The sequence below is a fragment of the Kitasatospora sp. NPDC088160 genome, assembly GCF_044741445.1.
Lineage (GTDB): Bacteria > Actinomycetota > Actinomycetes > Streptomycetales > Streptomycetaceae > Kitasatospora.
On record NZ_JBIUSS010000021.1, the window covers coordinates 28,865 to 54,991 of the forward strand.

At 70.9% G+C, this 26,127-nt stretch carries 26 protein-coding genes and 3 pseudogenes; 10 read left to right on the top strand and 19 right to left on the bottom strand.

What is annotated here, in order from left to right:
* Positions 1 to 165: 165 nt before the first annotated feature.
* The gene (locus tag ACIOGZ_RS29365) at positions 166 to 390 is read right to left on the bottom strand and encodes a hypothetical protein (RefSeq protein WP_400988217.1); all 225 of its coding nucleotides are present in this window, start codon (positions 388 to 390) and stop codon (positions 166 to 168) included.
* Between the two features lie 403 nt (positions 391 to 793).
* Between ACIOGZ_RS29365 and ACIOGZ_RS29370 the strand changes: the two are divergent.
* A pseudogene (locus ACIOGZ_RS29370) lies at positions 794 to 1,108 on the top strand (transposase); the annotation flags it as partial.
* A 174-nt stretch (positions 1,109 to 1,282) separates the two neighbouring features.
* Here ACIOGZ_RS29370 and ACIOGZ_RS29375 read toward each other — a convergent pair.
* Both ACIOGZ_RS29375 and ACIOGZ_RS29380 read right to left on the bottom strand, forming a co-directional pair.
* Positions 1,283 to 1,657 (bottom strand): hypothetical protein, encoded by a 375-nt coding sequence (locus ACIOGZ_RS29375; protein ID WP_400988219.1) that lies wholly within the window; start codon positions 1,655 to 1,657, stop codon positions 1,283 to 1,285.
* Positions 1,658 to 1,686: 29 nt separating this feature from the next.
* Entirely contained in the window at positions 1,687 to 3,300 is a 1,614-nt protein-coding gene (locus ACIOGZ_RS29380) for a restriction endonuclease fold toxin-2 domain-containing protein (protein ID WP_400988220.1), read from the bottom strand.
* 250 nt (positions 3,301 to 3,550) lie between these two features.
* On the opposite strand from ACIOGZ_RS29380, the gene ACIOGZ_RS29385 reads away from it, so the two are divergent.
* The gene (locus tag ACIOGZ_RS29385) at positions 3,551 to 4,309 is read left to right on the top strand and encodes a hypothetical protein (RefSeq protein WP_400988222.1); all 759 of its coding nucleotides are present in this window, start codon (positions 3,551 to 3,553) and stop codon (positions 4,307 to 4,309) included.
* A gap of 69 nt (positions 4,310 to 4,378) precedes the next feature.
* On the opposite strand, the gene ACIOGZ_RS29390 is transcribed toward ACIOGZ_RS29385, so the two are convergent.
* Positions 4,379 to 4,564 (bottom strand): hypothetical protein, encoded by a 186-nt coding sequence (locus ACIOGZ_RS29390; protein WP_400988223.1) that lies wholly within the window; start codon positions 4,562 to 4,564, stop codon positions 4,379 to 4,381.
* Between the two features lie 288 nt (positions 4,565 to 4,852).
* Here ACIOGZ_RS29390 and ACIOGZ_RS29395 point away from each other — a divergent pair, with 288 nt between their 5' ends.
* The 3 genes and pseudogenes from ACIOGZ_RS29395 to ACIOGZ_RS29405 form a co-directional block, all read left to right on the top strand.
* The gene (locus tag ACIOGZ_RS29395) at positions 4,853 to 5,611 is read left to right on the top strand and encodes a hypothetical protein (RefSeq protein ID WP_400988225.1); all 759 of its coding nucleotides are present in this window, start codon (positions 4,853 to 4,855) and stop codon (positions 5,609 to 5,611) included.
* Positions 5,612 to 5,620: 9 nt separating this feature from the next.
* On the top strand, positions 5,621 to 7,573 hold the full coding sequence (locus ACIOGZ_RS29400) for an SsgA family sporulation/cell division regulator (protein WP_400988227.1): 1,953 nt from the start codon (positions 5,621 to 5,623) through the stop codon (positions 7,571 to 7,573).
* A 649-nt stretch (positions 7,574 to 8,222) separates the two neighbouring features.
* Positions 8,223 to 8,363: pseudogene (locus ACIOGZ_RS29405) on the top strand (cold shock domain-containing protein); the annotation flags it as partial.
* Between the two features lie 56 nt (positions 8,364 to 8,419).
* Here the strand turns inward: ACIOGZ_RS29405 and ACIOGZ_RS29410 are convergent.
* On the bottom strand, positions 8,420 to 8,659 hold the full coding sequence (locus ACIOGZ_RS29410) for a hypothetical protein (RefSeq protein WP_400988229.1): 240 nt from the start codon (positions 8,657 to 8,659) through the stop codon (positions 8,420 to 8,422).
* 151 nt (positions 8,660 to 8,810) lie between these two features.
* Entirely contained in the window at positions 8,811 to 9,362 is a 552-nt protein-coding gene (locus tag ACIOGZ_RS29415; RefSeq protein WP_400988230.1) for a hypothetical protein, read from the bottom strand.
* A 298-nt stretch (positions 9,363 to 9,660) separates the two neighbouring features.
* On the opposite strand from ACIOGZ_RS29415, the gene ACIOGZ_RS29420 reads away from it, so the two are divergent.
* The gene (locus ACIOGZ_RS29420; protein WP_400988231.1) at positions 9,661 to 9,882 is read left to right on the top strand and encodes a cold-shock protein; all 222 of its coding nucleotides are present in this window, start codon (positions 9,661 to 9,663) and stop codon (positions 9,880 to 9,882) included.
* 741 nt (positions 9,883 to 10,623) lie between these two features.
* On the opposite strand, the gene ACIOGZ_RS29425 is transcribed toward ACIOGZ_RS29420, so the two are convergent.
* A complete protein-coding gene (locus tag ACIOGZ_RS29425; protein WP_400988233.1) occupies positions 10,624 to 11,904 on the bottom strand; it encodes a hypothetical protein in 1,281 nt (426 codons plus the stop codon).
* Positions 11,905 to 12,022: 118 nt separating this feature from the next.
* Here ACIOGZ_RS29425 and ACIOGZ_RS29430 point away from each other — a divergent pair, with 118 nt between their 5' ends.
* From ACIOGZ_RS29430 to ACIOGZ_RS29440, 3 genes are all read left to right on the top strand, one after another.
* On the top strand, positions 12,023 to 13,429 hold the full coding sequence (locus ACIOGZ_RS29430; RefSeq protein WP_400988234.1) for a NucA/NucB deoxyribonuclease domain-containing protein: 1,407 nt from the start codon (positions 12,023 to 12,025) through the stop codon (positions 13,427 to 13,429).
* Between the two features lie 814 nt (positions 13,430 to 14,243).
* Entirely contained in the window at positions 14,244 to 15,053 is an 810-nt protein-coding gene (locus tag ACIOGZ_RS29435; protein ID WP_363633492.1) for a serine/threonine-protein kinase, read from the top strand.
* A gap of 65 nt (positions 15,054 to 15,118) precedes the next feature.
* Complete coding sequence (locus tag ACIOGZ_RS29440; RefSeq protein ID WP_363633494.1) at positions 15,119 to 15,502, top strand: hypothetical protein; 384 nt, start codon at positions 15,119 to 15,121, stop codon at positions 15,500 to 15,502.
* Here the strand turns inward: ACIOGZ_RS29440 and ACIOGZ_RS29445 are convergent.
* From ACIOGZ_RS29445 to ACIOGZ_RS29460, 4 genes are all read right to left on the bottom strand, one after another.
* The gene (locus tag ACIOGZ_RS29445) at positions 15,436 to 16,098 is read right to left on the bottom strand and encodes a hypothetical protein (protein WP_400988235.1); all 663 of its coding nucleotides are present in this window, start codon (positions 16,096 to 16,098) and stop codon (positions 15,436 to 15,438) included. The two genes, ACIOGZ_RS29440 and ACIOGZ_RS29445, sit on opposite strands and share 67 nt — an antisense overlap.
* A gap of 4 nt (positions 16,099 to 16,102) precedes the next feature.
* Positions 16,103 to 16,270 (bottom strand): hypothetical protein, encoded by a 168-nt coding sequence (locus ACIOGZ_RS29450; RefSeq protein ID WP_400988237.1) that lies wholly within the window; start codon positions 16,268 to 16,270, stop codon positions 16,103 to 16,105.
* Positions 16,271 to 16,344: 74 nt separating this feature from the next.
* Entirely contained in the window at positions 16,345 to 16,473 is a 129-nt protein-coding gene (locus tag ACIOGZ_RS29455) for a hypothetical protein (RefSeq protein ID WP_400988239.1), read from the bottom strand.
* A 45-nt stretch (positions 16,474 to 16,518) separates the two neighbouring features.
* Positions 16,519 to 17,367 carry a protein-L-isoaspartate O-methyltransferase gene (locus ACIOGZ_RS29460; protein ID WP_400988241.1) on the bottom strand — a complete coding sequence of 283 codons (849 nt, stop codon included), beginning with the start codon at positions 17,365 to 17,367 and terminating at the stop codon, positions 16,519 to 16,521.
* Between the two features lie 332 nt (positions 17,368 to 17,699).
* Here ACIOGZ_RS29460 and ACIOGZ_RS29465 point away from each other — a divergent pair, with 332 nt between their 5' ends.
* Positions 17,700 to 18,137 (top strand): DUF3307 domain-containing protein, encoded by a 438-nt coding sequence (locus tag ACIOGZ_RS29465; protein ID WP_400811039.1) that lies wholly within the window; start codon positions 17,700 to 17,702, stop codon positions 18,135 to 18,137.
* A 5-nt stretch (positions 18,138 to 18,142) separates the two neighbouring features.
* Here ACIOGZ_RS29465 and ACIOGZ_RS29470 read toward each other — a convergent pair whose 3' ends face one another.
* The 8 genes and pseudogenes from ACIOGZ_RS29470 to ACIOGZ_RS29505 all read right to left on the bottom strand — a co-directional run bounded on the left by ACIOGZ_RS29470 (position 18,143) and on the right by ACIOGZ_RS29505 (position 26,065).
* Positions 18,143 to 18,544 carry an HNH endonuclease gene (locus ACIOGZ_RS29470; protein ID WP_400988243.1) on the bottom strand — a complete coding sequence of 134 codons (402 nt, stop codon included), beginning with the start codon at positions 18,542 to 18,544 and terminating at the stop codon, positions 18,143 to 18,145.
* Between the two features lie 541 nt (positions 18,545 to 19,085).
* Positions 19,086 to 19,163 (bottom strand): annotated as a pseudogene (locus ACIOGZ_RS29475) (AAA family ATPase); the annotation flags it as partial.
* 442 nt (positions 19,164 to 19,605) lie between these two features.
* Positions 19,606 to 20,082, bottom strand: coding sequence for a phosphotransferase family protein (locus ACIOGZ_RS29480; protein WP_400988418.1), 477 nt, complete (start codon positions 20,080 to 20,082; stop codon positions 19,606 to 19,608).
* A 368-nt stretch (positions 20,083 to 20,450) separates the two neighbouring features.
* On the bottom strand, positions 20,451 to 21,140 hold the full coding sequence (locus ACIOGZ_RS29485) for a PIG-L family deacetylase (RefSeq protein ID WP_400988244.1): 690 nt from the start codon (positions 21,138 to 21,140) through the stop codon (positions 20,451 to 20,453).
* Positions 21,137 to 22,438, bottom strand: a complete 1,302-nt coding sequence (locus ACIOGZ_RS29490; RefSeq protein WP_400988245.1) for a phosphodiester glycosidase family protein — start codon at positions 22,436 to 22,438, stop codon at positions 21,137 to 21,139. The genes ACIOGZ_RS29485 and ACIOGZ_RS29490 overlap by 4 nt, the downstream gene beginning before the upstream one ends.
* Positions 22,435 to 23,454: a phosphotransferase family protein gene (locus ACIOGZ_RS29495; protein WP_400988247.1), complete on the bottom strand. Its 1,020-nt coding sequence runs from the start codon at positions 23,452 to 23,454 to the stop codon at positions 22,435 to 22,437. Before ACIOGZ_RS29495 ends, ACIOGZ_RS29490 begins: the two co-directional genes overlap by 4 nt.
* Positions 23,454 to 24,992, bottom strand: coding sequence for a Gfo/Idh/MocA family protein (locus tag ACIOGZ_RS29500; protein WP_400988248.1), 1,539 nt, complete (start codon positions 24,990 to 24,992; stop codon positions 23,454 to 23,456). The genes ACIOGZ_RS29495 and ACIOGZ_RS29500 overlap by 1 nt, the downstream gene beginning before the upstream one ends.
* Positions 24,989 to 26,065 (bottom strand): LLM class flavin-dependent oxidoreductase, encoded by a 1,077-nt coding sequence (locus tag ACIOGZ_RS29505; RefSeq protein WP_400988420.1) that lies wholly within the window; start codon positions 26,063 to 26,065, stop codon positions 24,989 to 24,991. The genes ACIOGZ_RS29500 and ACIOGZ_RS29505 overlap by 4 nt, the downstream gene beginning before the upstream one ends.
* Positions 26,066 to 26,127: the final 62 nt, after the last annotated feature.

Here is a 26,127-nt window from a genome sequence, read left to right on the forward strand (position 1 = left end):
GCCGGGCGCGCGCGGGGGGGGGGCCCCCGCCCGGGGGGGCCGCGGGGGGCCCCCCCCCCCCCCCGGGCGCGCCGGGGGGGGGGGCGGGGCGCCCCCCCGGGGGGCCCCGCCCCCCGGGGGGCCCCGCGGCCGGCCGGGTGCAACGCCCCGCCGGCCGCGGGACGGTCAGTGCCGTCCGGTCACGAACCCGCAGACCTCGATGTCCTTCGCCGTCCGCAGCAGCGCCGTCACCAGCGCGGCACGCTCCCAGCCGATCGGCCCCTCGGCCACCACGGCCCACAGCAGCACCGGCACCACCAGCACTCCGCTGAGCCGCGCAGAGAACCCGACCGCACACAGCCGGGGCGTTCCGTCGCCCAGCCTCCACACCCTGCTAGCGTGGAGAATCATCGCGGGCATGATCGCTCGGTCCCGAGCGGGTCGTTCAAGCATTTCTCAGTCCTTGCTTCGATCGGCCCTTCGTCGTGGTCGGTGTTTGCCCACCGGCCACGACACCCCCACCAGTACGGTGGGTTGCGGCCTCGATGCGAAACGCTACCCCCGCTCTCAGGGTGGACCGCGCCAAAATCGGCCTCGTGCAAACGCGGGCAAAAGGCGGCCGAGAATGTCGCGTTTGTCTACCCGTTGCCCAACTTGATCTTCAAACAACAGCCCCGAACGGGCTTGCGAACTTGATCACTCGTATCGGTAACTGCCATACACAGAGGCGGCCTTCGGCTGATCCTGTGCTCCGGCCAAGGAACGCGCAAGACCAGAATGAAGACCTGGGCATGAATGTGCTGACGAGGGTGCCCGTACGGAGGGGGTCGCTGAACTCTCACGCTCCCGAGGTGAGTTCTGTGCCTGTTCGACGCGGCGAGGGATGCGATGTTCGAGATGGCCGACGCGGTGCTGTGCGCCGACGGGCCGGTCAGGTCGCTGGTGGAACCCTCGCTGGTCGGCGAACACCGTCGCGGCCGCGGTGGTCTCCATGATGCCTTGGCCCGCGGTCGCCTCGATGCCGACCGGCTGCGGTCAGGCGCTCGCGGCAGTGACGCTGCCCCCGCCCGAAGGCCGTCTGCCCCGCCGGCGCACCGGCCACCAGTCGATCCTCCTGTCCGAGCACGGCGACCACCGCTGAGTGGAACCGTCCGACCTGGCCGAGTTCACCGTCTCCTGAACGTCCGATCGTCCCCTGGGGCCGGCGCCCGCACCGTAACCGACCTCGCGCGTCGGAGCCCGCGACCACGCCGCTGCTCCTCCTGTCCTGTGCGACGTTCGAGCCCACTTGTTGAAGATCAAGTTAGGCCGGAAGGCTCGCGATGAACGCGTCCAGACCTCCGGCCAGGTCGAGGGGTTGGAGGTCCACGTCGTAGTCGATCCACCACACAACGGGCACCTGCGGCGCGAGGTCGTGCAGCACCTCGTAGATGACGGTCAGGGGCCCGACGGGCGATCCCCGGTCCTCGAACCCGAACACGCCGTGGCGGAGGTTGAACGACAGCTCCGCCGGCCGCCCGGGTTCGACATCCGCCACGATCTCCAGGAAGCCCTCGAACGCGTTGCTCACCGTGGCGTCCGGCCAGTGACGCCGGACGCTGTCCGCCACCTGGTCGCCGGTGAAGGTCCACGGCCCGGCCTTCTCGCGGTCGGCGCTGATGTAGAAGCTGGATCCCACGGGGTGCTCGTTTCTCTGGATGGTGCGGGTCAGGGTTCGATACGGACGCGGCCGGTGACGCCCTGGGCGGTCATGAGGGACTGGAAGTAGGCGGAGGCCTTGGGGTCGTTCGTGATGAGTTCGAGGTGGTTGACCTTGTTGCGGGGGTCGTTCAGGGCCGACGCGTACTTCTCCAGCTTCTTCGACTCGCCTTCCATGGTGTTCTCGTAGGCGAACTCGAAGACCCCGTCGGCGTTGTCCAGGCGGAACGGGGACTTGCAGCTGTTCTGCTGTCCGATGTACTTGGCGTCGATCGCGGCGCCGTCCTCCGGGCGGACACCGTCGGCGTCCATGCCCAGCTCGCGCCCGGTCGCCGGATCCGTCACATCGGTGTAGAGCCGGTACTCCGTGGACCCGGCCACCCTGACCTGGTAGGCCCGCCTCGCGTTGATCTTCGGATCGGCCTTCGCCGGGGGAGCGGGCGCGTGGGGCCCGTTCGCCTGGAACGTACGGCCGTCCAGCTGCATCTGCGCCATCCACGCCCGGACCGCCGCCTGCTCCTGCGGGGGCAGCAGCGGGAAGGGGCTGGTCGGGTCGTGCGGCAGCGGCGGCATACCGGGGGTCACGGTGAACGGCGGCGGCTTGGGGCCCGGTGCCGCCGCGGCGTCGCCCGCACCGGCCAGCACCACCGCGGCCGTGGCGGCCGTCGCGAGGGCCCCGGCCCCCACCGGGATCAGGCCCGCCGCCGCGGTGTCGACCACGGCCGCCGCCTCCGCGAGCACGGCGAGTTCCGCCGCGCCCTCGACCGCCGCGGTCATCGCGACCGCCGCGGTGCCGGCCTCGGCGACGATCGCGGCCTCGCCGGCGGCCGCGGCGGCGTCGGAGGCGCCGAGGGTGAAGACGGTCAGTGCGATCCCGACGCCCGCGACGACGCTGGCGGTGACGGCGAGGGTCTCCAGGGTGTCGCGCAGGTCCTCCACCTCCTTCGCGTACGCCTCGCAGGCCAGCCCCAGCTTGAAGGCGGCGTTCGTGATGCTGTTCAGCAGCGGGCCCGCGGTGGCGCAGCCGTCGTGCATCTTCGCCCAGTTCTGCGCGAAGCCCGTGATGGCGCTGGAGCTGCTGGACGCGGTGACCCGCTGCACCCGCTTGTCGCCCTCGCCGCCCAGGCGGCTGACGAGGTTCGCGAAGGCCTTCCAGCCCGCCGCGGCCCGGCGGAGCTTGCCCGGGTCGCCCTGCGGCCAGAACTTCCTCAAGAGCTTGTGGATCGCGCCGCCGGCGTTGTGGCCGACGGCGGAGTGGAGCTTGGCCCTGGCCACCTCCTCGTCGCACCCGGGAGCGGCCGACGCCGGGAGTTTCTGCGGGGCCATCAGCGAGGCCGCGACATCGGCCTCGGCCTGGAGGTAGGAGAGCGCCATGGTGTACAGGCCGTTGGCGGTGGCGCCGAGTTGGCCGACGGCCGCCGCCATCGCGTCGACGAGCTTCTGCGCGGCGGGGTCGTACGCGGCGGCGAACTTCCTTCCCGCGTCGTCGTCACCGGCCATGCCCGCGACCTCGTCCATGGAGAACACGAGGCTGCGGTAGATCTGCGCGGCGTCGTTGTGCAGGTCGGTGAACCCGGCGGACGAAAGAACCATGTCCGCCGGTGTGACGTGGAAACTGGTCATCGAGCCCCCGATCGTCCGTCCCCGTTCACGGTAGCAAGGGCAGACACCACCAGATTGAATCTCGGCCCCGTTGACCATCACAGGGGCAGGCCCCAGAGACCGCTCACCATCATGTCGCCCCCACGACCGGCAGCCCGCCCCTTCTCGCTCCGTACGGGACTTCCCGAATTCCCGTGTCCGGACAGTGAGAGATTCGTACGATCCCCTGCAGGCGCCCGCCGAGCAGCAGCCGGGGCCGGGAGGAGAGACCATGAAGCCGATGGGCCTGGTTCTGCTGGCCGTTCTGGCGGCCGGCATACTGGCGCTCCGGCTGCGGCGGCGCTACCCCGGAGGCTGGCACTACGCCCTGAGCCCCCGCTACGCCGCACAGCGCCGAGACCTGGACACCGCCCGCAGCGAACTGAACAAAATCCACCGCACGGTGGAGCGCGAGCTTGCAGCCGCCCGCTCCGGAGTCGAAGACGCCGAGCGCGCCCGCGCCGACCGGATCAGCCGGGCCCGCACGCATCTGAACTGGCTCCGTGAGCCCGGGCGGGGGCGGCAGCGCTCGTCTGTCGGAGGCGTCCTGCGGCTGTACGAGCACGTCCTGGTGGTGGAGGCGGACGGGGCCGACCTCGACTACCCGCTGCACGAGGTCTCGGTCATCGACGAGTACTCCGGCAAGACCGGGCACGTCTACATCTCCCTTCCGGGCGGCCGTCGGCAGATGGTGTCCGTCCCTATCGACGAGGAAACACCGGAGACCGAGCTGCGCCGGTTCGTCGTGGCAGTCTTCAACGCCGTCGCGGAGGAGAAGGTCGCCCGGGTCGAACGGCAGGAGCTGGTGCCGCAGGCCGAGGCGGAGTTGAGCGAGGCCCTGGCCGACACGGCCGGCCGGGAGCAGGCCGCGGAGCGACTGGCTGCGGTGAAGGCCAGGCAGAAGTCGGACAAGCGGATTCCCAGGGCGCGCCGCGAGCTCGACGCGGCGTTCGACCGGTGGGAGCAGCTCACCGGCCACCGCCCGCAGTAGTACTCCTCTCCGGCCGGCGCCTCGGCTGCTCCCCGGGCCGGGTTCTGTGATCCTCGGGACGACCGCTCGCTATTCGATGATCATATGAAAGAACGCCACGGAGGTGACGAAGGCGCCGCCTGCGGCGAGGAAGCCGGTGGCCGGGGCCGCCCCCGAGAGCGAGGTGAGGACTCCGGCGGTTGCGGCGCAGATGACGCCGAGGAGGAAGACCACTGCGGCGCGCTGGCCGAGCAGGGGGCCCTGGCTGTTGTTCATGTCGGCTCCCGTGGGACTGGGCTGAGGGGCGGTGCGGCTGGTGCGCGGTGCCCGTGCACCAGGGGTGTAGGTGGCGCGCTACCCACACCCCTCGCGTGACGTGGATCACATGAAGAAGTTCGTGTCGGGGCGAGGGGTGATTCCTGGCCCGGGCCTACAAGTCATGTGGCGGGCCGTCGGGATTCGGCGTGGAAGTGTTCAGGAGGAGTGGGTGTGGCGGACGAGGTTGCTGACCGTGGAGGCCGTCAACCGGCTTCGGCTGTTCCGGGCACTCAGCCTGCCGACGCCGTGGAACGCGGCCTGAGACTGGCCGCCCTCGAGAGCGATCTGGTCCGGGCGGGCGGCGGGAGTTCCCACGGCCGGGAGGCCCGGCTCGCCGCCGACGCGCAGATCGTGCGCCACCTGCGCCTGGCCGGCTTCCGTGGTGAGCAGTACCAGCGCTACATGGAGCAGGTGATGACCTACGGCTGGAACGTGCTCGCCCCCTGGTGCAAGAGCGGCGAGATTTTCAGCCGGGCCCGCGCGTTCGGCCGGCCGGTGCCCCAGGCCGCGATCACCCACACGTGGGAGGAGGACGACCGTCAGGAGGTCACCACCGAGACGGTCATCGCCGGTGAGAGGCTGTTCCGCAGTCACGCCCTGGTCAACGGCATCTGGACGCCCGAAGGCGGCGCGAGCTTGACGACCTACTACGTGGGCGCCTGCATCCTGGCCTTCAAGGCCGAGTACCTGCGCTGGTTCCGCCACCACAAGGCGCTCCGTCTTCATCTGGCCGGGGACGATGCCGCGCAGGCGCTGGCCGCCCTGCCGGACCAGAGGTCCGTCGACCCGCTCGAAGCGGCCGTCGTGAACAGCCGGGTCGCCGAGGCCCTTTCAGTTCTGACCGATCCCAGGGTGCGCGCCGGTGTCATCCTGCGGGCCGCCGGGTTCAGCCAGTCCGAGGCCGCCGACCGCGTCGACCTCAGCACCAAGGCGCTGGAGAGCCGGCTCGGCCGTGCTCGGGCCAGACTGCGAGACCTCAGTGCGTCGGAATCCGTCAACAAGTAAGGGGGGACGATGACCATCCGGAACGATCAGACGCCGGCCGGACTCGCTGCCGATGAGGCCGCCCCCGACCCGGTCCTCGGGTTCGACGACTTGCTGGCCGCTTCCAGCCTGGGTGCGCCGCACGTGGTGGCCATGATGGCGCCTCTGCCTGCGACGGCCGGCGCACACATCACCCGCCACCTCAACGCCGACATCTGCGACGACAGCGCCGAAGGTGACCGCCGCCGGGCGAACTCCGGCCTGGCGCCACAGCGCGCCGCCGAAGGCTGCCCGCACGACGGAGGCCAAAGGCCCGCCACGAGCGGGCTCCCCGGGCTGACGCTCTGGACCAGGAACCACGATGCCCCGTCGAAGCCGCAGCCCCTGGTGCTCTCAGCCCCCAACGGTTCGGGCAGGTCCGCGGTCACCGCCCTGCTCTGGGCCCTGCTCGGCCAGGAGCGTCTACGCGCACGGCCCAGGGCCGGTGTGTCTGCGCACGAGCTCTTCGACGCCGCGGACCTGATCGGCGCGAACCTGGAGCCGGACCTGGCGACGTGCCATGTGTCCCTCGAGCGGGTCCTGGCACGGTGGGAAGACCGCAAGGAACGGGTTGGCACAGGGCAACCACGCGCAACGAAGGCCACCGGACACCCCGGCAGCGGCAGGACCACCGCTGCCCTGTGGGAACTCGTCGACGACCTTCGATGGACCACCGGTGGGCCTGCTGCCGCCGCCAGGTCTGAGGAGCCGTACCGCACTGCCTTCCAGGAGATCCTCGAACAGTGTGCTGCTGCCCCGGCCATGGTCGGCAGAGATCAGATCCTGCACGCCATCATGTCGCTGCCTCCCCTGCGGACCTGGATCCCCACGTCGGCGGGCACCGGCGGACACGAGGGGACATACGCGATTCTGCGGCAAGCACCTGCAGAAAGGGCCGACGGCAGGCCCTGGCCGCACCGCCGACCCGGCGCCTATGTCTTTGACACCCTGCACCTGTCCGCCGGTCCGGCGTTCGCCGACGATGGCGACTGGCATACGGCGACAGACCTGGACGACGGGCAATGCCACCGTCTCTACCACTACTACGGAAGCGAGGACCAACAGCACGCACCACTGCTGGCCGTGGACATGGCGTCGCGAACCCGTCGTGTGGGCGAGGGCCTGTGGTCGTTCAGCCGGCTTCCCTCTGGAGCGTGCGCCAGCTTCCGGCCCCCGCTCGTCGTTGACGGCAGCGGCCCGGGCCAACCTGCGGCGCCGTTCACCCATGGACTCGCCGACCAGGGCGATCTGCTGGCCTCGACGAATCTGGCGCTTCGACTGAACACACTGCTCCGCTCACCGGACGACGTTGCGGCATCCGCCTACCTGCTCTACCTGGGCAGATGCTCACAGCCGCCTGGCACCGCGTTCCTGCCTGCCAGGACGCCAAGGGCGGGACGTCGTCAGGCCGACGCACCCAGGCCCGAGCCGGCAGCCGGCAACCGCCACGGCCTGTCGGCGCGCGATCCGCGCGCGCGCCTGACCACCGAGGTCTCCGACGCCGGCACCGCGCTTCGGATGCGAGTACGCATGCATCTGCTCACGACCGGCGAACAGCACATCGAGGTGCCCACCGAACTCGTCTACCGCTCCCGCGACCCGTATGCCGTGGAACTGGCCTTCACCATGTCCGGAACACCACCGGTGCACTGGACCCTTGCCCGTGACCTCCTGACCGACGGCCTCACAAGACCAGCGGGCGCCGGCGATGCCCGGATCCGGAGCGACCCGGCCGGCGCGTTCACCCCTGCCAGCGACCGCAGGGTCCACCTGAGCCTGGACCCACCCCAAGGCCAGGCCCATCTCACGATGCCCTGGAGCGACCTTGAGGCGTTCGTCACCGCCACCCGCAAGATCGTGGCACCGGGCAGGGAACACACCCAGGTCGCCGCCGCATTGGAGGACTTCACCGCATCCATTCACCTCAGTACCACGCACCGGTGACGTGCCCTGCCATCCGTCCCCAGGCACGAGCGCCGTTGCCAGTCGCCGTCGGCTGGCAACGGCGTACCCGGCTGTCGGCAGCGCGCTGGAAGGCCTGGAGACGGCTCGGCAACAGAGGCGGGACAAGCAGCGCCACCGTGCCGGCCGACCGGTCGACCGCGACCTGGCAGGTGGCAATGACGGCTCCGGCTCTCCTCGGCAGGGGGAATCCTGACGGCGACGAGCTGCCGAAGGGCTTCGCCGCGGAGGGCGGCCTGCTGGCGGGCTTCGCGGATCCAGCCCGCGACGAGCTCGTTGAACGCGCCCCCGGGCCGGCCCCATTTCGGCATGGCCGCATCGAGGGGGAGCGATGGAACCCAGCCTCGGCCGACGTTCTCCTCCACCCTCCGGAGCCGCGTCGACACCGGGAGCATCAGGGGAACTCCTCGACCCCGCCGCCGAGATGTCCTCGACGACAGTCCGCCGTTCCTCGTCCATCTCCGTGAACCCGCGCTCCGAACGACCGCTCTCATCTGGCAGATCACCATGACCCGGCCGGCCCTGATGTTGTGGACGGACAGCCATCCACGAGCCGTTCGCCCGGCATGTGAATCCGATGGCGCTGCCACGGCGGCCATGCCATGGTGTGAGGCCCCGAAGGAGATCAGGAGGTGGGGGCCCGGATGTCTTCGTGCACTACCCCGACGTCTAGGGCGACGACAAGGAGCTCGGGGAAGGGACCGCGGTCGAGTTCGACATCAGCCAGGGACCGAAGGGACCGCAGGCGGCGAACGTGACTGTCTCCACCTGACCCCCGGTGGGCCCCGGTCCGGCGCCGGCCGGTTTCGCACGCCGCCCGGGCGCCGGCTACCGGCCGGAGTGGTCGATGACGTTGCCGTTGGAGCAGTTGTTGTGGTGGTCGCCGACCCAGTCGCCCAGGACGGGGACGACGGCGACCTCCATCAGGCAGACGGCGGCGGCGGTGAAGTTCCAGTTGTTGGCGGCGTTGACGCCCTGCCCGAAGTTGGAGTCGTTGTCGGCGTGCGCGGGGACGGCCATGGCGGTCGCCGCGAGGGCCATGACGGCCACAGTGATCATCTTCTTCATGCCGGCGACAACGACAGCGCCGTGAAAGGGACACGCGGGCTTCGGCCCATCAGCTGTACCGCTCATTCGCTCTGGTCACGGGGGCGCCAGGGCTCGGGTGGCGCGGGGGCCTTCCGGGTCGGCCGGGCCCCAGCGTTTGGCGCGCCCGGTGCTACAGGCCGCCGATCTTCGCCGAGAACTTCTGGAGCACGGCGGCGATGTCGTCTGGCTTGGCCGGGTCGACGAACTCGACCGGGGCCTTGAGATCGAACATGTCACCGCGCGGGGGGTACTGGGTGAGCCGCTTGGAGGTCAGTGCCCACGCCCGCTTCTCCTTCGGGACGAGCACGAGCCGATTGCTCTTCGGTCGTTCGATCGTCAGCGTGCAGGTGCCCAGGGCGAAGGAGCAGTCGTACAGGGGTGGGAGCTGCTGCGTCACCGTCAAGAGGCCCCTCGCCTCCTCGTCGACGTCGTTCTGTTCGATCGTCAGGGTGCCGCCTCCGGCAACTTCCGGAATCTCCGCGGTGAACCTGAGGCCGACCAGACGCAGGCGCACGCTGTTGATCGGGTCGTCCGGGTTGACGTCGACGCGGGTCTTGAGCCCTCCGCGGAAGTCCACGGTCAGCAGGTCGGTCCCGATCTGCATGGGAGTGCTGAGAGCGAGCGAGCTGCAGGGGATCTCAGCGCCGATCGGCGGAAGCAAGGGCATGAGGAAGTCCTTCACGTAACGGGTGTGGGACGGGTACTCGTCCCACACCCAGCCTTTCGTCCGTTCCCGCCCGAAGCCCGCACCGCCACCCACACACCCCCCACCTTCACCCCTTCGTGGCACGCCACAGGCGCTCCGTCGACGCCTTCGACGAGAGCTCAAGCCGCAACTCCTGTCTGCCCGTCGGCGTGATCCGCGACCGTATGTGGTTCGCGACTGCATCGGCAGGGGTACCGATCAAGGGCTGGAGCCGAGATGCGGCTATGGGTGGCGGCTGGTCGCGCGCCGTGGGAATGAGACGAGGCAGGTACCGATGGCGACAGGCGCTGTGAAGTGGTACGACTCGGAAAAGGGCTACGGCTTCATCGCGGTGGATCCCGAACAGGAGCTCCCGCTGAATTTCACGGGGGATTTGTTCTTCCACTACACAGCGTTGCCCGGCAGCTGGAAGCCGGAAGGTGGTAAGCGCGTCGCCTTCGACATCGAAGACGGCAACAAGGGGATCCAGGCGAAGAGGATCGGCCCTGAGTACTGAGTAACCGAAACGCCGATCCGGCCTGCTCGTCAGCCATGAGGCACTGGCTGCCGGTGAGGCCCTCGCTCAGCGGTGGAATGTGCCGCCCAGGAGCCGTCCGACCGATCACGCGTCGGCGCGGGCACGGCCTGGGCCGAGGCTCGGGCGCCGCTTGCGGAACCGGCAGCTGCCCGACGAGCACCTTGTCCTCACCGGGACGCCCGCCGGGCTTCCTGCCGGGGCCGGTTCCTGAGATCCGGCAACTGGGCGGAACGGGCGGCCGGTTGTCGCTAGGGTTCGTGCGGGAAGAGTGCTTCGGATGCGACGGCGGCGAGGGGAGCGTAGTGCTGCGGCATCCATCCCGGGGACGGAAAGCACGGGATCGGGTTCGGCACCGCCGCGACGACCGTCGGGCAGCCTGTCCTGCCCCGCGGGCGGGGCAGCGAGCCGGCGACTTGCCGACGGACAGGCCCTCTCGGTCGGCTTCGCAACCCCGAGCTACCAAGAGGCCCTGCCTTCATGCCCGCAGTCCGCTGCGATCACTCGATCGAGACTCCCGTTCGACACCCACCCCACAAGATCGGAACGACAACAGCTTCTATGAGCTGCGCTCTCGTCTGAATCCGCACTTCATGTCATCTTGATCATTCCGGATCTCGTGTCATTTGTCCGTGGAGTAGACCCAGGTCGCCCGACCTCGGTTCACACGAGATGGAAGTTGGGCGACCTGGGCCAGAGGGGACCGCGTCAGGCGGGGAAGGGTCAGACCTTCACCAGGTCATACGTACCCGTACCGTCCTGCCTGCCGCTGGAGTACTGGCGGATCAACTCCCCGTCCGCGTACCGGTCGTGGCCCAGCATCGAGCCGGTGTACTTGTTCTGCAGGCCGATCTTCGAGCCGCCAGGTACGTCGCGATAGATGTAGAACCGCTGGAGGTCGTCCTCCCCGCAAGGGGCCGTTGTGAGGTAAGCCTGCTCCTGGTTGGCGATGTTGGCCGGGATGGTCGCGCACCCGCCATTGCCCCAGTTCCACAGGGACGCCTCGATAACCCCGTTGCGCTCCGTCACGTTGCATAGCCGCCAGTTGTCCAGGTGGGCACTGGTCCAGTTGGATTCGCGCAGCCGGATGCCATCGTTGGCCAGGAGCGGTGCGCTCCAGTTCAGGGGCTTGCCGGGGACGTGGATCCTGTAGACGTCAGGCTGGCAGTTCAGGGCGGCCCGCGTGGCGGGCGTACTGGTCCGCGCGGTGGCGGCCTTGCCCGCTGCGCCCTTCGCCGTGTCCATCGCTGCCGCGTTCCTGGCCGCGGTGGCCTTGGCGGAGGCCACCGGCCCTGGTGCGTGTCCGGCCCGGGGCGGGGTCTCGCAGTCCAGGAGACCCTGCGCCTTGCGCATGATGCTGTTGGCGGGCACCTTGTCCTCGCAGCGCACCGCGCCCTCTTCGAGGGTGGTGTAGGTGGTGTAGCTGCCGCTGTCGGGTCCCTCGATCCACTTCAGCGCCCAGCTGCCGTCGCCCTGTTGGACGCGGTTGCAGTTGAGGCTTCCGTAGGTGCCGGTGACCTTCTTGGTGCCCTTGTAGACGCCGTAGTAGCCGGGGTCGTTGAAGTTCCAGCTGACCGAGGTCGACTCGCTGCTGGTGGAGGAGTAGTTCACCTGTACGTTCAGGCCCAGCATCGCGCCGACGGTGCCGAGGGCCTCGACGGCGAAATCGCCCTTGATCTCGCCGTTGAGGCCGACGGACACTGAGATGGTGGTCTGGGTACTGGTGGTGACGTTCTGGTAGCCGGTCGAGCCCTGGGTGACGTACCAGCCCTTGAAGTGCGTGATCGTCGGGGCGACCTCCGTGCTCTTGATGATCGGGTGGCGCTTGCCGAGATCGGCCGCCGTACAGGTGTCGCCGAGCCGGGGCGCCGGCGTGGCGGCGGGCGCCGCAGCCGCCGGCCAGGCGGCAAAGCCCGCTGCGGCAACCGCCCAGGCGGCCGCAGCAGCGGTCACCGCCACGACGGACCTGCCCGTGCGGCTGACGGGTCGTATCGGGCGCGTCATTATCAATTTCCCCCTGGTCGTGTATATGTCAGGTCAAGGCGAATGTAGCGGCTGCCAGGCCGCGGTGTGAGGCCGGAACCGGCCACAAAAGTTCGCGGAGGGTCTTATTCCTCCCCTTGTGCACACCACCGCCGGGCCGGTTCGATCCTCGGTGAACCCGTGCGCCATCGAACAGGGGGACCATCCTTTGAAACGTGTCAGGCAACTGCTCGCGGCCGTAGCCTCACTCGCCCTCACCGCAGCCCTTCTCGCCCTGGGTGTCTCACCGGCCGCCGCCGCAAGCCCCAAGCCCCCCACGTCGGCCCCGGGCATCGAGTACACGGCCAAGCCCGGCGACGGTGCTCAGCGCAGCAGCAATGGCAAGGGGACGGCGGAGATGCCGATAGCCCCCGACAACCCCGCGGGCACCGAGTGGCTGAACGACTGTCTCGGTTCCTCGGACGCCCAAGACCCCGACGGCCGCGTCTACAACCGGTTCAAGTGGTGCCAGGAATACGAATTCAAGAACAGGTACTACAAGAAGGTGGACGGCAAGCCCGTCCTGAAGGGCACCAACACGATCAAGTTCCAGGCCGCCGCCATCGGCTACAACGACACCCGCGCCACCCGCGTCTTCTTCCGCGCCAAAACCGGGCAGGCCAGCTACGACGGGTGGAACCCCGTGGAAAAGCGGACCGTCGCCCCGAACCTGAAGCTGGAAATCACCCCCGAATGCGTGCCGGGCGCCAATCAGCCCACCACTGCCACGTGCGGCGTCGGGCGGTCTCCGGCGATGATGGAATGGGCCCAGTGGAGCAACTTCCCTGACTGGGTCTACTGGGACGTCTCCTCCAACGGTGGCGAGGGCCAGGACCAGGTCGCCTTCCACCAGTGGCGCTTCTACATGAACGGCGCGAGCCCGGGATACGAGCAGGGCACCGAGCGCGGTGAGGGCCCCCCGATCGGTATCCGCTGCGACTCGGCCGACTACTTCGCCCACGGCGTCAAGCGCTACCCGAACGCCTGTATCTACACCGGGGCGCTGCCCTTCCTCACCTACGACGGCAACCACCCCAACATTCGCCAGCACATCCGCGACGCGCAGAACGCCCCGGCCACCGACGGCGTCACCTACCCCAAGGAGAACCACCCCAAGAAGGTCCCCGGCAAGTGGTCGCCGACCGCCGGGTCTCGGGGCGCGCCGCTGCACCGCGTGGTAAGCCGGGGGCAGGGCGGCGCGATCGCCCTGGCGAACGAGGAGGTGAAGAAGGCCGCATGCGGACAGAAAAGCGGGTCCAACCCGTGGGGCCCGGACTACAACGCCGCGACCGGCCTTCCGCCGTACAACACCTCGGTCGATGACTGCGACGAGTACCCCTTCAGCTCCACCTACGAGGGCGCATCGTCGATCGAATGGGACTTTTCGGTGCGCAACATCGAGAACGGCGAGAACCGGTCGGCGGGCACCAAACTCAGCAACTTCTATGTCGACGACCGGATCCTGGCCTGGCCCGTAGAGGACCCGTACTGGGTGAACGTCGACTGACGTCACGATCGGTTGACCGCCGATAACACAAGTGCGGCCACCGTCCCCACCTCCCCCGGGGCGGTGGCCGCCGCTATTTGGTTCAGGTCCACCACCACGTGCGCCCGCAAACCACCGGGCTGCCTGCGCGAGGGCGGCCCGCGTTGGTGCCGAGCAGGGTCCTCAGCACCCGCAGCTGGTCGTGGGTGATGGTGCTGATCCCCGTGTCTCCCAGGCCGGCCATGACGGAGGCCGGAAGCACGTCCCGCGAATCAACGCCCGCTCCGGGGCCTGGTGATTTCCGATACCGCCAGGCCAGTTCGGCGCAGCCCGCTACGGTGGTCGGCGATGAAGCCCTTCACCTACAAGCGTGCCGATGCCCTCTGGCCCGAGGGGGAGACCCTGCTCCACGTGTACGTGGTCGTGGATCTCGCGCGGAACCCGGAACTCGCAGCTCTCATCCGCGGGAGCCGGTCCCGCGCACCGGGGGAAGCTCATCAAGGCGAGGATCAACCCCGCGTGTCGTCGGCGCCGGGCAGGCAGGTCCAGCTGGCCCGAAGTCATGGTCACAGCTGAACTATGCCGTTCGGGCCGACCCTGCGGAGCGCTTTCGACCCAACGGCCTGGTGGAAGAATTCAACCGCCGCTGCGTGACCGACGGCCCTTCAGCTGCCACCGAGAGTGCCCGTGCGAACCGGCCAACCGGATCGCCTCCGTCGCGTGACGGTGCCGCGTAGTGATCCTGTGGAAGCCGCCCCCGACAAGGAGAGCGTCCCTATCCTGTTCCCCGCCGCACCACGGTAATCTGCGGCAAGGGACCGGAGTTGGGAGAGCGATGGCAGCGGAGGCGCGGCCCGGCGCGGTGATCGGCGGACGCTACACCTTGACCCGCCCGCTCGGTGCCGGCGGCTTCGGCCAGGTCTGGCAGGCGCACGATCCGGTGCTCGGGGTGGACGTCGCGGTCAAACAGGTGCGCCTCGACGGGGCGTTGCCCGACGAGGCGCGCGCGGAGCTGCTGGTCCGCGCCGCCCGCGAGGCCCGGCACGCCGCCCGGCTGCGCGACCACCCGCACATCGTCACCGTGTACGACGTCGTCGAGGTCGACGAAGGCCCGTGGCGCGTCCCCTGGATCGTCATGCAGTGGGTCGACGGGCACTCCCTCGCCGAGGAGTTGAAGTGCGACGGCCCGCTGGACCCGGAGCGGGCGGCCCGGGTGGCCGAGGCGCTGCTCGGCGCGCTGGACGCCGAGCACCGGGCCGGCGTCGTGCACCGTGACGTCAAGCCACCCAACGTGCTGCTCGCCGCGGACGGTTCGGTCCTGCTCGCCGACTTCGGTATCGCCGTCGCGCAGACCGACCCCCGGCTCACCCCTACCACCCTCGTCATCGGCTCGCCCGGCTACATGGCACCGGAACGCTGGCAGGGAGCCGAGAGCGACGGCCGCGCCGACCTCTTCTCACTGGGCGTGACGCTGTACGAGGCGCTGGAGGGAGTCCTGCCGTTCCGCCCGGAGAACCCCACCGCCGCGCTGACGGAGGAGCCGAGGCCGATGGAGCGGGCGGGAGCGCTGGCCCGCTGCTCCTCGCCCTCCTGGAGAAGGACCCGGCCCGGCGCCCCACCGTGGACGCGGCGCGGAAGCTGCTGACCCTACCGTCCCGCCCTCCCGAGCGGAAGACGAAACCCTGGGAGCAGGTCCCGCCGGGGGAGTCCGTGACGGTCGCCAACAAACAGGGCGGGATCGCGGTGGCCTACTCGCTGGCTGCGGGGAAGATCGGATGGTACGCGGGCTTCGGGATCGGCGGGGTCCTCGCCGCCCTCACCTTCCCCGACCCGGTCCTGGAGCTGGGGTCGCTGAAGCTCGTCGGCGGCAACCGCCTGGGGAACGCTGCGCTGGGGGCCGCGGTGCTCGGCGGCCTCCTCGGCTTCGTCTGCTGGCTGGTGGGCCTGATTGTTGGAGCCCGCGACAAGTCAGACGTGGTCACCCTCGACACGTACGGCCCGTATTCCTCGGGGGGACGGAAGTCTTGTCACCGTGTGTGGCTCCGTGTGCCGCCAGCTTGGGTGACGAGCCGGGTAGCGGTCTTGTCGTGGTAGCCGAGGGCCTTGGCGATGACGGTGCGGTTCCTGGGGCGGTTCATGCCGGACCCGCGGCAGGTGCCGACGGAGGTGGCGGAGTACCTGGCCGAGCAGGTGAGGGCGCGGGTGCCGTCCGCGATGACCACGCGCCACAGCCACGCCCGGACTTCGGCACGCTGCTCGTCGGTCTCGGTGAGCTGGGCGGGGACGGTGATGCCGTCCAGGACCGTCTCAGTGGCGCTGGTGATGGCCTGGTAGAGGTCGAGCAGGAGCTGGTGGCCCTGCTGGTGTTGGCCCGCTCGGATGTTGAGGCGGGCGAGGTTGACGAGGGGTTCGAGGCCGCGGATGGCGCTCATTGCCGGGAGTGGGCCGCGGGTGAGGTAGAGGGCGGTGTGGCGGTGGCACAGCTCGCGGGCGTAGTCGGAGAGGCCGACGTCGGAGGCGATGAGGGCCGCTTGGTTGAACACCGTGGAGGTCAGGCCCGGGTCGGTCTGCCGGGAGGCTGTGTCGGCCAGCTGCTGGAGCCGGCCGACACGGGCTTTGAGGGGCAGGCACGCGGGCCGGACGCGGGCGACCAGGGGGAACCGCCTGGCTATGGGTCCGATCGGGTGCACGGGGCTACTCCCAGATGACGGTGATGGGGGCGGTCCAGGACGAATCGGCCGGCGACCGGGTCGGTGGGGGCGCCGGAGGCGTCGGGGAGTTCGAACCGGAGGGCGCGGACGCGGCGGCCGGCGGCGCGGGCAGCGCGGCGCGCGGGGCGGGGACGGTGGTGCGGTCGGTCATCTGCACTCCGATGCATCGTCGAGGAGTTGGCCGGTCGTGGTCCACGGGGGCTCAGGGCATCGGCAGTTCCCAGCTCAGCCCGGACCGCCGCTCACCCGCTGCTGGCCGTCGGTCAGCTCCAGTTGGTAGACCGTCGGCCGACCGGCGCCAGCCCAGCGGTCGTGGACCCGTTCGGCGAGCGCCCACAGGCTGCACGGCCCCATTCGCTGGCCGTGGCACCGTCCGGTGCGATAACCGCCCGCGAGCCGTCAGCCCCGACGAGGACCACCTCGCCGCTGCCGGCCGGATCCCAGTAGCGCCGCACCCCGGGCAGCAGATGGCCCACCGCCACCCAGAAGCCGCGCTGTGTGTGCGGGCGGAGGGAGGACGGCGCAGCGGGTGCGGCCCGGGCCGTCGGGCGGCGACGGCACCGGGAGCCAGCCGACGCGGCGCGAGGGCACGTGTCCCCACAGCTCGGCGGTGAGAGTGCCGGTCAGGGCCCCGGCGATGCCCCGTTGCACCAGCGCGGTGGCGTGCCAACCCGGTGCTCCGCCGTTGATGGTCGTGCGCAGCCGTCCGCCCGGCGCGAGGCGGTGCAGCCAGCTCGCCGGGATGGACGGGACGGCGAACGAGGCGGTGATCTTGTCCCAGGTGCCGTCGGGCAGACCGCGTTCCGCGTCACGGGCCAGGAGCCACACGTCAGCTCCGGCCTGCGCGAGGCGGGGCCCGGTTTCGCGCACCAGCGACCAGTCGATTTCCACGCCCGTCACCTGACGGCCGGTCAGCCAAGCCGCGAGCGCGCACAGGTATCCGGTGCAGGCACCGACCTCCAGGAACCGGTCCCCGGGTTCCAGCCGCAGGTCCTGCAGGGCGACGGCGAGCAGTCCGGCTCCCGAGGACATCGCGGTCGGCGCACCGGTGCACTCGGCGCCGACAGACTGCTCCTCGGGTCGGACACCGCCGATCCGCACGACGACCTGGTCCGTCGAGTAGATCAGCTCCAACAGGGCCGCCAGGTCGCCGATTGCGTCCAACAGCCGCCACCGGCGCACGGGCCGCTCGGAGCCGAGCCGCTGGTAGGCGCGCGGGATGAGCACATGGCGAGGTACCTGGGTCATCACGTCGATGCTGCTGCTCGGCCTCGCGCTCGTGAACAGCACAACGGCCACCACGATCGGTCAGCTCGGGGCACCCGGGAACGGAGCAAGGGGGACGGGGTCGTCGCGGCATGAGGTACCTCCGACTGATTGGGGGGATCGCTGAAGGCCGACCAGGCCGGGGAGGTCAAGGAACCCGCAGAAATGCGGAACGGTCCGTCAGCACGGACAGGCGGCAGCAGCATGGGCACGGGGTGATGGGGGTCACGCGGTTAAGGGGTCGGCGGCCCCCTAATCTCCGGACGTCTCAGCCACCCTGGTTCCGACCAGCCCAGCCCATCCCGAGGGGGCCTATGTCCAGCACCGCAGCCACGTTCGCCGCCATCCTGCTGACGCTCCTAGTCGCCCATATGTGGGGTGATCACACCGCGCAGACTGACCACCAGGCAGCGCACAAGGGCCGCCCCGAGGCGGGCAGCAAGACCACCACCGCGCAGTCCTGGCGGGCCATGCTCGGACACCTGGTGACCTATCACGCCGTGATGGTGGTGATGCTCGCCGTCGCGGTGGTCGCGCTTCACCTGCCGGTGTCCCTCGCCGGCTGCGCAGTCGGGGTTGGCTTCTCGGTGATCTCACATGGATTCTGGGATCGACGGTGGCCAATCCGGGCACTCATGGACGTCACCCGTAGCCCCGAGTGGGCGAAGACCGACCAGGGCCGGTACGCAGTCGATCAGAGCCAGCACTGGCTATGCCTGTGGCTGTCCGCGCTGATGGTCGTGCTGGTCTGAGCCTGCTAAGGGCCGAAGTCCACTGAGGTCTTCCCTCTATGACACTCACGACACAGCGGCCACACGGTGTCGTCCGTGTTCTCACCCTCAAGGGCGAGCGGCTGTTGGTGGTCGACGTCGACCAGGACGGCCGGGAAGTCACCGCCGCACAGTCCGCACCGCGCGGGGCCCGCTCGGTCGACCAGCCGGCGAAGCCGTTCCGCCCCGCTGTGGCGACGTGCCACCAGGGCGAGCAGCCGTCGCCGTGCCCGGACGCTCGGGCGAGCTTCGTAGGCCGCGTGGCGTGCCTTGCAGCGTCCCCGGTGAGTCGGGGGCTCGGCGCAGTCAATACAGCGCACAATGCCCCTCGCAGGTAGTAAGCAGGTTGGATCCATGACAGACGAACAGCCCGAGATCGCGCCCGACATGGACCCCGCCGGGGACCTGGTGTTGGCCGTCCGCGGAGACCGCTCCGCAACCGCCGCCGACTACGGACTCCCGCTCGCGGTCGCAGGTGCCCGTACTCCGCCTAGGCCGCAAGTACGTTGCCAGCGCAGCCGGGCTGATCCGCTACAGCGGGCTGACCTGGGTGCGGGAAGTACTCCGGCCCCCGGGGGAGGTCGCCGCCGGGTAGACCGGTCAACGTGCCTACACAACATGGAAGTTAGCTACCCTGTCGGTATGGATGGAACGTGCCCGGACTGCCACGAACCGCTCAAGCACGACCCCGACGGGTCTCGACCGGCAAGGGCTTGTTGCCGAGCCGAGATCCACCGCCGAACCGTGGCGGCAGAGCTAGAAGCGGCGCCCCCGCCGGTATGGGAACCGCCTCTTTGGATGGATGGGCATTCCTGGGGCCGCTGACAGGCGGACCGCAGCATCACGTCTGGCTGTGGCCCCTCCTGGTGCCCGCCCCCGGACTCGAACCGGGATGACACGCGCCGGGGCGCGCTGCCTCGCCGTTTTTGAGGCGAGGCGGTAGGAGTCGGTGCCGGTCTCGATGATGGCGCCATTGAAGGTCAGGCGGTCGATGATGGCCGCGCAGAGCCAGCTACTGACTGGCGATCAGCCAGTGAAGGCCGTCGGGGCGGAAGAGCAGCGGTCGGTGGTCGAGCTCGGCAACCGGGAGCGTGGCGAACCCGCCGCCGGGAACCGTAAGGACCTCGACGCGGTCTACGCGGCCCTCGCCGACAAGTACCTGTCGCGCCACTCCATTCTCGAGCCGTAGCTGGATCCCCAGGCGTACGCCTGTTGCACATCGTTCAGCAGGGCCATTGCCTTGGCCGGGGCAGCGGTGCTGTCTGTGCTGACCGGGATGATGAGCACAACCCGGTCCGCACCGATGCGGCGCCGCCCCGGTTCCCCGTCCCCGCAACGGCGGGGCCGCCGACGCCCTGTGGGGCGTGGGCCGCCCCTACCGGATCGGGCTGGCCTTCTTCACCTACGGCGCGATGAGCCTGCCCAGGCCCAGCCAGGACGAGGCTGAGTGTCAGCCCGCGAGAACACGGTCAGGTCCGTGGGCCCGCGTCCAGGTCCACTTGCGGGCGGCCCACGGGCGCGGGGTGGGACCGGCTATGTCTTGGAGGCATGCCAGGCGGTGGTTGGCCTCGGCTTGAGCCTCGGGGCTGGCGGGGGCGTGGCGCAGGGCGAACAAGGTGGCGCACAGGGAGCGGACGTCGCGGATGAGCCGGTAGCCGGGCCAGGTGGTGACGTCGCTGCCGTAGACCTGGTGGAAGGCCGTGTAGTCATCCGGGTGGGCGCCGAAGGCGTCGCGGTGCCAGGCGGCGGTGGCCAGGTCCCATTCGGGGTGTCCGATCGAGAGCCGTTCCAGGTCGATCAGGTGCGGCCCGGTGGCGGTGGACATGGTGTTGCCGGGGCCGGCGTCGCCGTGGATGACGCAGGTCGATCGGCATCGGAAGGCGGTGGAGGTCGCGCAGGATCCGGGCGACCTCGGCCGGGTTAGCAGGGCCGCCGGTACCGAGGTCGGTCCAGAAGGTGACGGGGCGTCCGGAAGCCATCACGGGCTTGGGCCTGCGCGGCAGGGGGACGGGAATGCGGTTGCCGTACAGCCAGTAGGCGCCGCGGATCTCGTTGCGCGCGCTGGTCTCGGTGCCGGGCTGGTGGACCCGGGCGACGATGCCGCCGGGCAGCCGCCAGATGCCGTTGTCGAGTGCGCGGACCAGCTGAGCGTCGGCGGCGTCGATGCCAGCCTGGGCGCAGGCGTCCATCAGGGCGGGCCGTGTCGCTTCGCCGCTGAACGTGAGAGTGGTGGCCATTGGGTGCCTCTCCTGATCGGGTGGTGGTCGGGGTGCGGGGCCCGGGTCCGCTGCTGGGCTACGGGTGGGCGGCGGCCGGGCGGGTGGCGTGGACGATCTGGCGGGCGGCGCGGAACATCTCGGCGCCGCGGGCGTTGTCGGGGAAGCGTTCGACGACGCGGTGGTGCACGTGCTGGCGGTAGGCGAGTTCGGTCAGGCCGTGGAAGACGGTCATGTCGAGCTGCTGCTGGGAGGCGAAGCAGGCCAGTGCGGCCCGCTTGGCGGCCAGGAGCTCGGGGGTGCCGACGAAGTAGAGGTTGGGCTCGAAGCCTCGGCTGTAGGGGGATCGGAAGTGGACCAGGTCGGCGGCCTCGCGCATTGCGACGGCGGTGACCTCCTCGCCGGTGACGGCGTGGTCGAGGTGCTGGTCGTCCGGGAAGTGGGTGTAGACGATGTCGGGCCGCTTGGCGGCGAAGGCCTCGAACAGGGCGGCGTTGATGCGGCCGCGGTGGTCGGTGAAGCGGGTGTCGGGGATCGAGGAGAAGGTGTAGCTGGCGATGCCGAGGATTTCGGCGGCGGCCAGGCACTCGGCGCGGCGCATGTCGCCGTCGTCCTTCTCGGGGCGTCCGGCGCTCAGGCAGTGGACGCGCACGTGGTCGCCGGCGAGGACGTGGTCGCGCATGCGCATGCCCATGGCGAGTTCGGCGTCGTCGGGGTGGGCGACGACGACGAGGACTGAGCGGCCGGGGCCGGGTTTGGGCGGGGTCAACGGGACTCCTCGGTGGTGGTGATCTGCAGGGCGCTGTGCAGGCGGCGGCCGTCCAGGCCCTGCCAGCGGAAAGGCTCGTGCTCGTGGCGGGGCCAGCGCAGGTAGTGGAGGCTGCCGACGGCGTCCGCCGGGCCGCGGCCGCGCCGGTAGGCGATCTTGGAGGTCTGGCCGCCGTCGAGGTGGAACGCCGTCGCCGGGTCGTGGCCGGCCCGCTCGCACAGCTCGGCGGTCTCCTGGACGGTGGTGCCCTGGAAGGTGTGGGTCAGGGGTGCGCCGTCCAGGACGGTCAGGGTCAGATTCCGGCTGTCGAGGGTGAGCAGGGTCCGGGCGTGGCGGGCGTCGGGGCGGAAGGGAGAGGCGCCCAGGCTGTGGTCCCAGGCGGCGGTGCGGCCGTTGGCGGCGTCGGCGGCGGAGGGGCCCAGGGACAGGGCGCTGTCGATGTCGGCGGTGTCGAGGGTGGCGATGGCGGTGACGTGGACGGGCGCGCCGGGGGCGAGGTGGGCGGGCCAGGGCCGGTGGGCGCGCAGGATGTAGGCGCCGGCGAACAGGTCGGCGCCGCCGCCGGGGTGCAGGGCGGTGATTCGCGGCCCGGTGGGGGTGTGGGTGACGGTGCAGTCGAGGGCCGCCGGGGTGCGGGGGGTGGTGTTGGTGGCCGGGTCGACGTCTCGTCGAAAACCGGTGCGGGGGGCATCGTGGTAGCGGATGCGGCAGTTGGCGGCGCCGAACACGGTGAGATGGTGGGGCCGGGCGGGGAGTTGGGGTTCCTTGGAGCCGGTCCAGGTGTGCGGGTGGCCGCCGATGGTGAGGGTGCCGGTGGCGGCCAGGGTGCGCACGGTCGGGCGGCCGTGGTGGATGAGGAGGGTGGGCTTGGTGATGGTCGGCAGGCTGGCGGTGTACCGGTCGCGGACGGCGAGGTCGAGGCAGGGTTCGACGGGCTGGTAGGCGGGGTCGTCGGAGATGAAGGAGAAGGCGCCGGAGACCGCGGCGACGGCGGGGCCGGTGACGAGGTGGCGCAGGTGGAAGCCGGCCGGGGAGGAGACGGGTCGGCACCGGGCGCGGTCGAGGTCCGCGGTGAGGGTGTAGGCGTTGGTGAAGCAGCCGCCGCCGAGGTCGATCGACCGGGCAGTGAGGACCACGCCGGGTGCCGGGTGCCGGGTCCAGGCCGGGGTGGGACGGGCGAACGGGCTCTGGTCGACGGCCAGCGACTGGACGCTGGGCACCTGGATGCCGCGGGCGCTCAGTTCGGCGAGTGCGACCAGGCCCGGTCGATCGTCGGCCAGGGCGAAGGAGTGGTTCACGCCGTCACCGGCCCGTCGGCGGCGTCCAACAGGTCGGGGACAGTGAACGGCCCGGTATCCAGCAGGTGCCGGAGGCGACGGCGCAACTGGTCGGCGGTCTCGAGTGGGGCGGATAGCGGGTAGGGGACGGCGCGGGCCTCCAGCCGGTACAGCAGCACGCCTGCGGTGACGGTCGCGAGGAGGTCGTCCTGTTGCCACGGGCGGCCCGGGGCGGGGAGGGTGTAGGCGTCGAGGAACGCGGCGGCGAGCCAGCGCTGGGCGGCGGACCGGGTGGCGTGGTGCAGGACCAGGTGGGCGAGGAGGTAGCCGACGTCGAACAGCGGCGCCCCCGTGTGCACGTTGTCGAGGTCGACGAACGCGGTACGCCCGTCGGCGAGGCTGAGGTTCTTCGGGCAGGCATCGCCGAGAACCAGCTGCCGGCCGGGCAGGGCGTCCAGGCGGCGGCACGCCTCGTCGAGGGCTCGGTGGCCTGCGGCGCGCAGGCAGTAGCCGTAGGCGTGCTCGGCGCGGAAGCGGTCGTCGCCGTCGCCGTCGCGCAGCGGCGGCAGGCCGGCGGTGGCCTGGTGGATGCGGGCCAGGGCCCGGCCCAGGCGCGTGCACTCCTCGGCGGTGGCGGCGCGCTCGTCGAGGTGCTCGCGCCAGGTGCGACCGTCAGGGAAGACATCGGTCATCACCATGGCGTGCGCCTCGGGTGCGAACGCCAGGACCTCGGGGAACAGCTCCGGCAGCAGGCCGTGGTGGAGCGCCAGGGCCCGGCGCTCGACGGCGATCAGAGCCGGGTCGGTGGTGATGTGCGCGATCCCGGCGAACTGGCGGCCGCGGACCTTGACGATGACGCGGCCCGCCTCGCCGTGAACGCGGAAGACGTGGCTGACGTTGCCGCCCGTGCACGCCTCGACGTGGGCGAGGCGGCCCGTGTGCGGGCGGCACGCGTCGAGGACCCGGTCCAGGTGCGAGCCGAGGACCGCGGCCAGGTCGGGCGCGGTGCCGTCGGTGGTGAACGACAGGGTGGCCATCACGCTACCCCCAGGGCGGCGAGGGCATGGTCGGTGCGGTCGGCCGAGGCTGTAGCGGGGTGGAAGTCGAGCACCGCCGAGGCTGCGGGCCGGCCGCCATCGCGCCAGCGGCGGGCCATCGACAGGTAGGCGGCGGCCATCAGGCGGGCCGGGCGCCGGTGGTCGGCCAGGTCGGAGGCCATCTGGGCGCGGGGTATGCGGCCGGTGACGTAGGAGAGGAACTCGGTGACCGCGCAGGTGCGGGCCGAGCGCTGGGTCGGCAGCACCGCATCGGGGCCGCTGCCTGCGGTGAGGTCGGCGAAGCCGAGCGTGCAGTGCCGCTCCCAGCCGGGGTACAGCCGGTCGTTGCGGAAGACGTGGAGTTCGATGTGGTCGGCGCCACCCGGCGCCCGGCGATCGATGCCGTCCCTATCGCCGTGGAGGGTCTGCAGGATGTGCAGGTGCAGGGCTTGGAAGGGCCCCTGCTGGATGATGTGGGTCTCCTGCCCGATCCGGCCGTTGCCCTTGTACAGGCCGCCGGGCACGGGGTGGAGCTCGCCGCGCTGGGAGAACGTGGTGTGGGCGAGGCTGTGGCTGCCGAGCGTCATCACCTGCCCACGGCTGCGGTAGGCCACGTTGAGGAACACGTCCACTTCGCCGAAGCCAGCGGTCAGCCGGTGCAGCTCCTGCTCGGTGTACGGATTGCGGTCGGCGAAGCCGGGCAGCAGCCGCTCGTGGTCGGCGACGGTGAGCTGGGCGAGGAAGTCGGCGGGCCGGGTGCACGCGGCATGGACCTCGATCTCGTCGATCTCCTTGCCGGGGCGCTCCCCGGCCGCCAGCCACCACGGCACGATGTCGAAGTGGTGGTACCCGGAGTGCGCGGCCTTGCCGTAGCCGTCCCTGAAGCCGTGGTAGCCCAGGTCGACGAGTTCGTCCGGCAGCCGCCACTGGCCGTCGCCGTGGCTGGACTGGATCGAGGTGACCGGGCAGTTCGTGGCCTCGGCGACCTCGCCGATCAGCTCCCGCACCCGGCGGAACGCGGGGTGCCAGCGGCGCTGGCTCAGCACGCTGACCACCATCAGCGGATCGCGCCGTCGCGCCGCCCGGTACGCATCAAGCAGGGTGTCGAAGTCGTCGGCAATCGCCGACGCCGCGCCCGGATCAGTGGACGCGCCGGGGTGCACGGTCAGCGGCTTGTCCAGCAGCACCGGCAGGCCCCGCTCCATCGCCCACAGCGCGTACGGCAGGTGCACGGACGGCTCGGTCGCCACGACGACGGCCCCGATCCGCTCCTGCTCCACCAGGCCTTCCAGCACCTGCCGCGCCGCGCCGGGCAGCGTGCGCCGGGAGGCGGGGAACGGCTCGACGGGGACGACCGGCATGCGCCGAGGCCAGCCGGGTGTCCCGTACTCGACCGCGGAGGCGGCCGCGTGGGGCAGGTCGACGCCGGTGACCGTCCCGGCCAGGCCCGCGTCCTGGGCGGCGGCCAGTGCCGGGAGATGGTTGAGGCGGGCGTGCGGTCCGACGCCGACGACCAGCACGTTCACAGCGGCGTTCACCGGCCCACCGCCATCGCGCCGGCGCCGAGCAGCGGAAGGACGCCCTCGCCGACCTCGTACGCCTCCTCCAAGTGCGGGAACCCGGACAGGATGAACTCCTCGATCCCGAGCGCCGCGTACTCGCAGATCCGGTCGGCGACCTCCCGGTGGGAGCCGACCAGCGCGGTGCCCGCGCCGCCGCGCAGCAGCCCCACTCCGGCCCACACGTTCGGATACACCTCCAGGTCGCAGGTCCGGCCGCTGTCGCGGTAGGCGGAGTGCAGGCCGCTCTGCCGTGCCTGCCCGGTGGACTGGCTGCCGGCGAGCGTGGCCTGCACCCGGGCCACGTGCACCGGGTCGATCCCGGTCAGCAGGCGCTCCGCGGCAGCCCACGCTTCCTCGCTCGTGTCGCGCGCGACGACGTGGAACCGGATGCCGAACCGCACGCTGCGCCCGGCGGCGTCGGCCAGGGCACGGATGCGCTGCAGCTTGGCGGCGACGTCGGCGGGCGGCTCGCCCCAGGTGAGGTAGACGTCGGCGTGGCGGGCCGCGACCGGCCCGGCCTCGGCGGAGGAGCCGCCGAAGTACACGCCCGGCACGGGGTCGGGCGGGCTGAAGACGGCCGCGCCGCGTACGTCGTAGTGCACGCCCGTGTAGTCGAACGGCTCGCGGTTCCAGGTGCCCCGCAGCACGGTCAGCCACTCGTCGGTGCGCGCGTAGCGGGCGGCCTTGTCGAGGTGGTCGCCGAAGCGGGCCTGCTCGACCGGGTCGCCGCCGGTGACGACGTTCAGCAGCAGCCTGCCCCGGGACTGACGCTGGAAGGTCGCGGCCATCTGGGCGGCCAGCGTCGGCGCTATCGCGTCCGGGCGCAGCGCGACCAGGAACTTCAGGCGGTCGGTGGCCTGGGCGAGGGCGGCGCAGGTGATCCACGGGTCCTCGTTGAACGTGCCGGCGGGGGTGAGGATCGCGTCGAAGCCCATGTGCTCGGCGGCCTGGGCGATCTGGGTGAGGTAGCGCAGATCGGGGGAGCGGTGCCGGTCGGCGCCCGGGCGGGCCGCGGTGGTGTCGTGGCCGGGCCCGTGGGTGCCGCGCATGCCGGTGGTGAGGGTGCGGCCGTCGCTGCCGGTGGGCAGGAACCAGTGGAACGTCAAGGGGT

What these genes read in the sequence shown, in the direction of transcription:
- ACIOGZ_RS29495 (WP_400988247.1), bottom strand. Translation starts at nt 23,454, where the DNA reads ATGGCCACCCTGTCGTTCACCACCGACGGCACCGCGCCCGACCTGGCC.
- ACIOGZ_RS29400 (WP_400988227.1), top strand. Translation starts at nt 5,621, where the DNA reads ATGACCATCCGGAACGATCAGACGCCGGCCGGACTCGCTGCCGATGAG.
- ACIOGZ_RS29455 (WP_400988239.1), bottom strand. Translation starts at nt 16,473, where the DNA reads ATGGGGCCGTGCAGCCTGTGGGCGCTCGCCGAACGGGTCCACGACCGC.
- ACIOGZ_RS29465 (WP_400811039.1), top strand. Translation starts at nt 17,700, where the DNA reads ATGTCCAGCACCGCAGCCACGTTCGCCGCCATCCTGCTGACGCTCCTA.
- ACIOGZ_RS29425 (WP_400988233.1), bottom strand. Translation starts at nt 11,904, where the DNA reads ATGACGCGCCCGATACGACCCGTCAGCCGCACGGGCAGGTCCGTCGTG.
- ACIOGZ_RS29365 (WP_400988217.1), bottom strand. Translation starts at nt 390, where the DNA reads ATGATTCTCCACGCTAGCAGGGTGTGGAGGCTGGGCGACGGAACGCCC.
- ACIOGZ_RS29385 (WP_400988222.1), top strand. Translation starts at nt 3,551, where the DNA reads ATGAAGCCGATGGGCCTGGTTCTGCTGGCCGTTCTGGCGGCCGGCATA.
- ACIOGZ_RS29380 (WP_400988220.1), bottom strand. Translation starts at nt 3,300, where the DNA reads ATGACCAGTTTCCACGTCACACCGGCGGACATGGTTCTTTCGTCCGCC.
- ACIOGZ_RS29460 (WP_400988241.1), bottom strand. Translation starts at nt 17,367, where the DNA reads ATGACCCAGGTACCTCGCCATGTGCTCATCCCGCGCGCCTACCAGCGG.
- ACIOGZ_RS29435 (WP_363633492.1), top strand. Translation starts at nt 14,244, where the DNA reads ATGGCAGCGGAGGCGCGGCCCGGCGCGGTGATCGGCGGACGCTACACC.
- ACIOGZ_RS29390 (WP_400988223.1), bottom strand. Translation starts at nt 4,564, where the DNA reads ATGAACAACAGCCAGGGCCCCCTGCTCGGCCAGCGCGCCGCAGTGGTC.
- ACIOGZ_RS29410 (WP_400988229.1), bottom strand. Translation starts at nt 8,659, where the DNA reads ATGAAGAAGATGATCACTGTGGCCGTCATGGCCCTCGCGGCGACCGCC.
- ACIOGZ_RS29450 (WP_400988237.1), bottom strand. Translation starts at nt 16,270, where the DNA reads ATGACCGACCGCACCACCGTCCCCGCCCCGCGCGCCGCGCTGCCCGCG.
- ACIOGZ_RS29420 (WP_400988231.1), top strand. Translation starts at nt 9,661, where the DNA reads ATGGCGACAGGCGCTGTGAAGTGGTACGACTCGGAAAAGGGCTACGGC.
- ACIOGZ_RS29470 (WP_400988243.1), bottom strand. Translation starts at nt 18,544, where the DNA reads ATGTCGGGCGCGATCTCGGGCTGTTCGTCTGTCATGGATCCAACCTGC.
- ACIOGZ_RS29505 (WP_400988420.1), bottom strand. Translation starts at nt 26,065, where the DNA reads ATGCGCGGCACCCACGGGCCCGGCCACGACACCACCGCGGCCCGCCCG.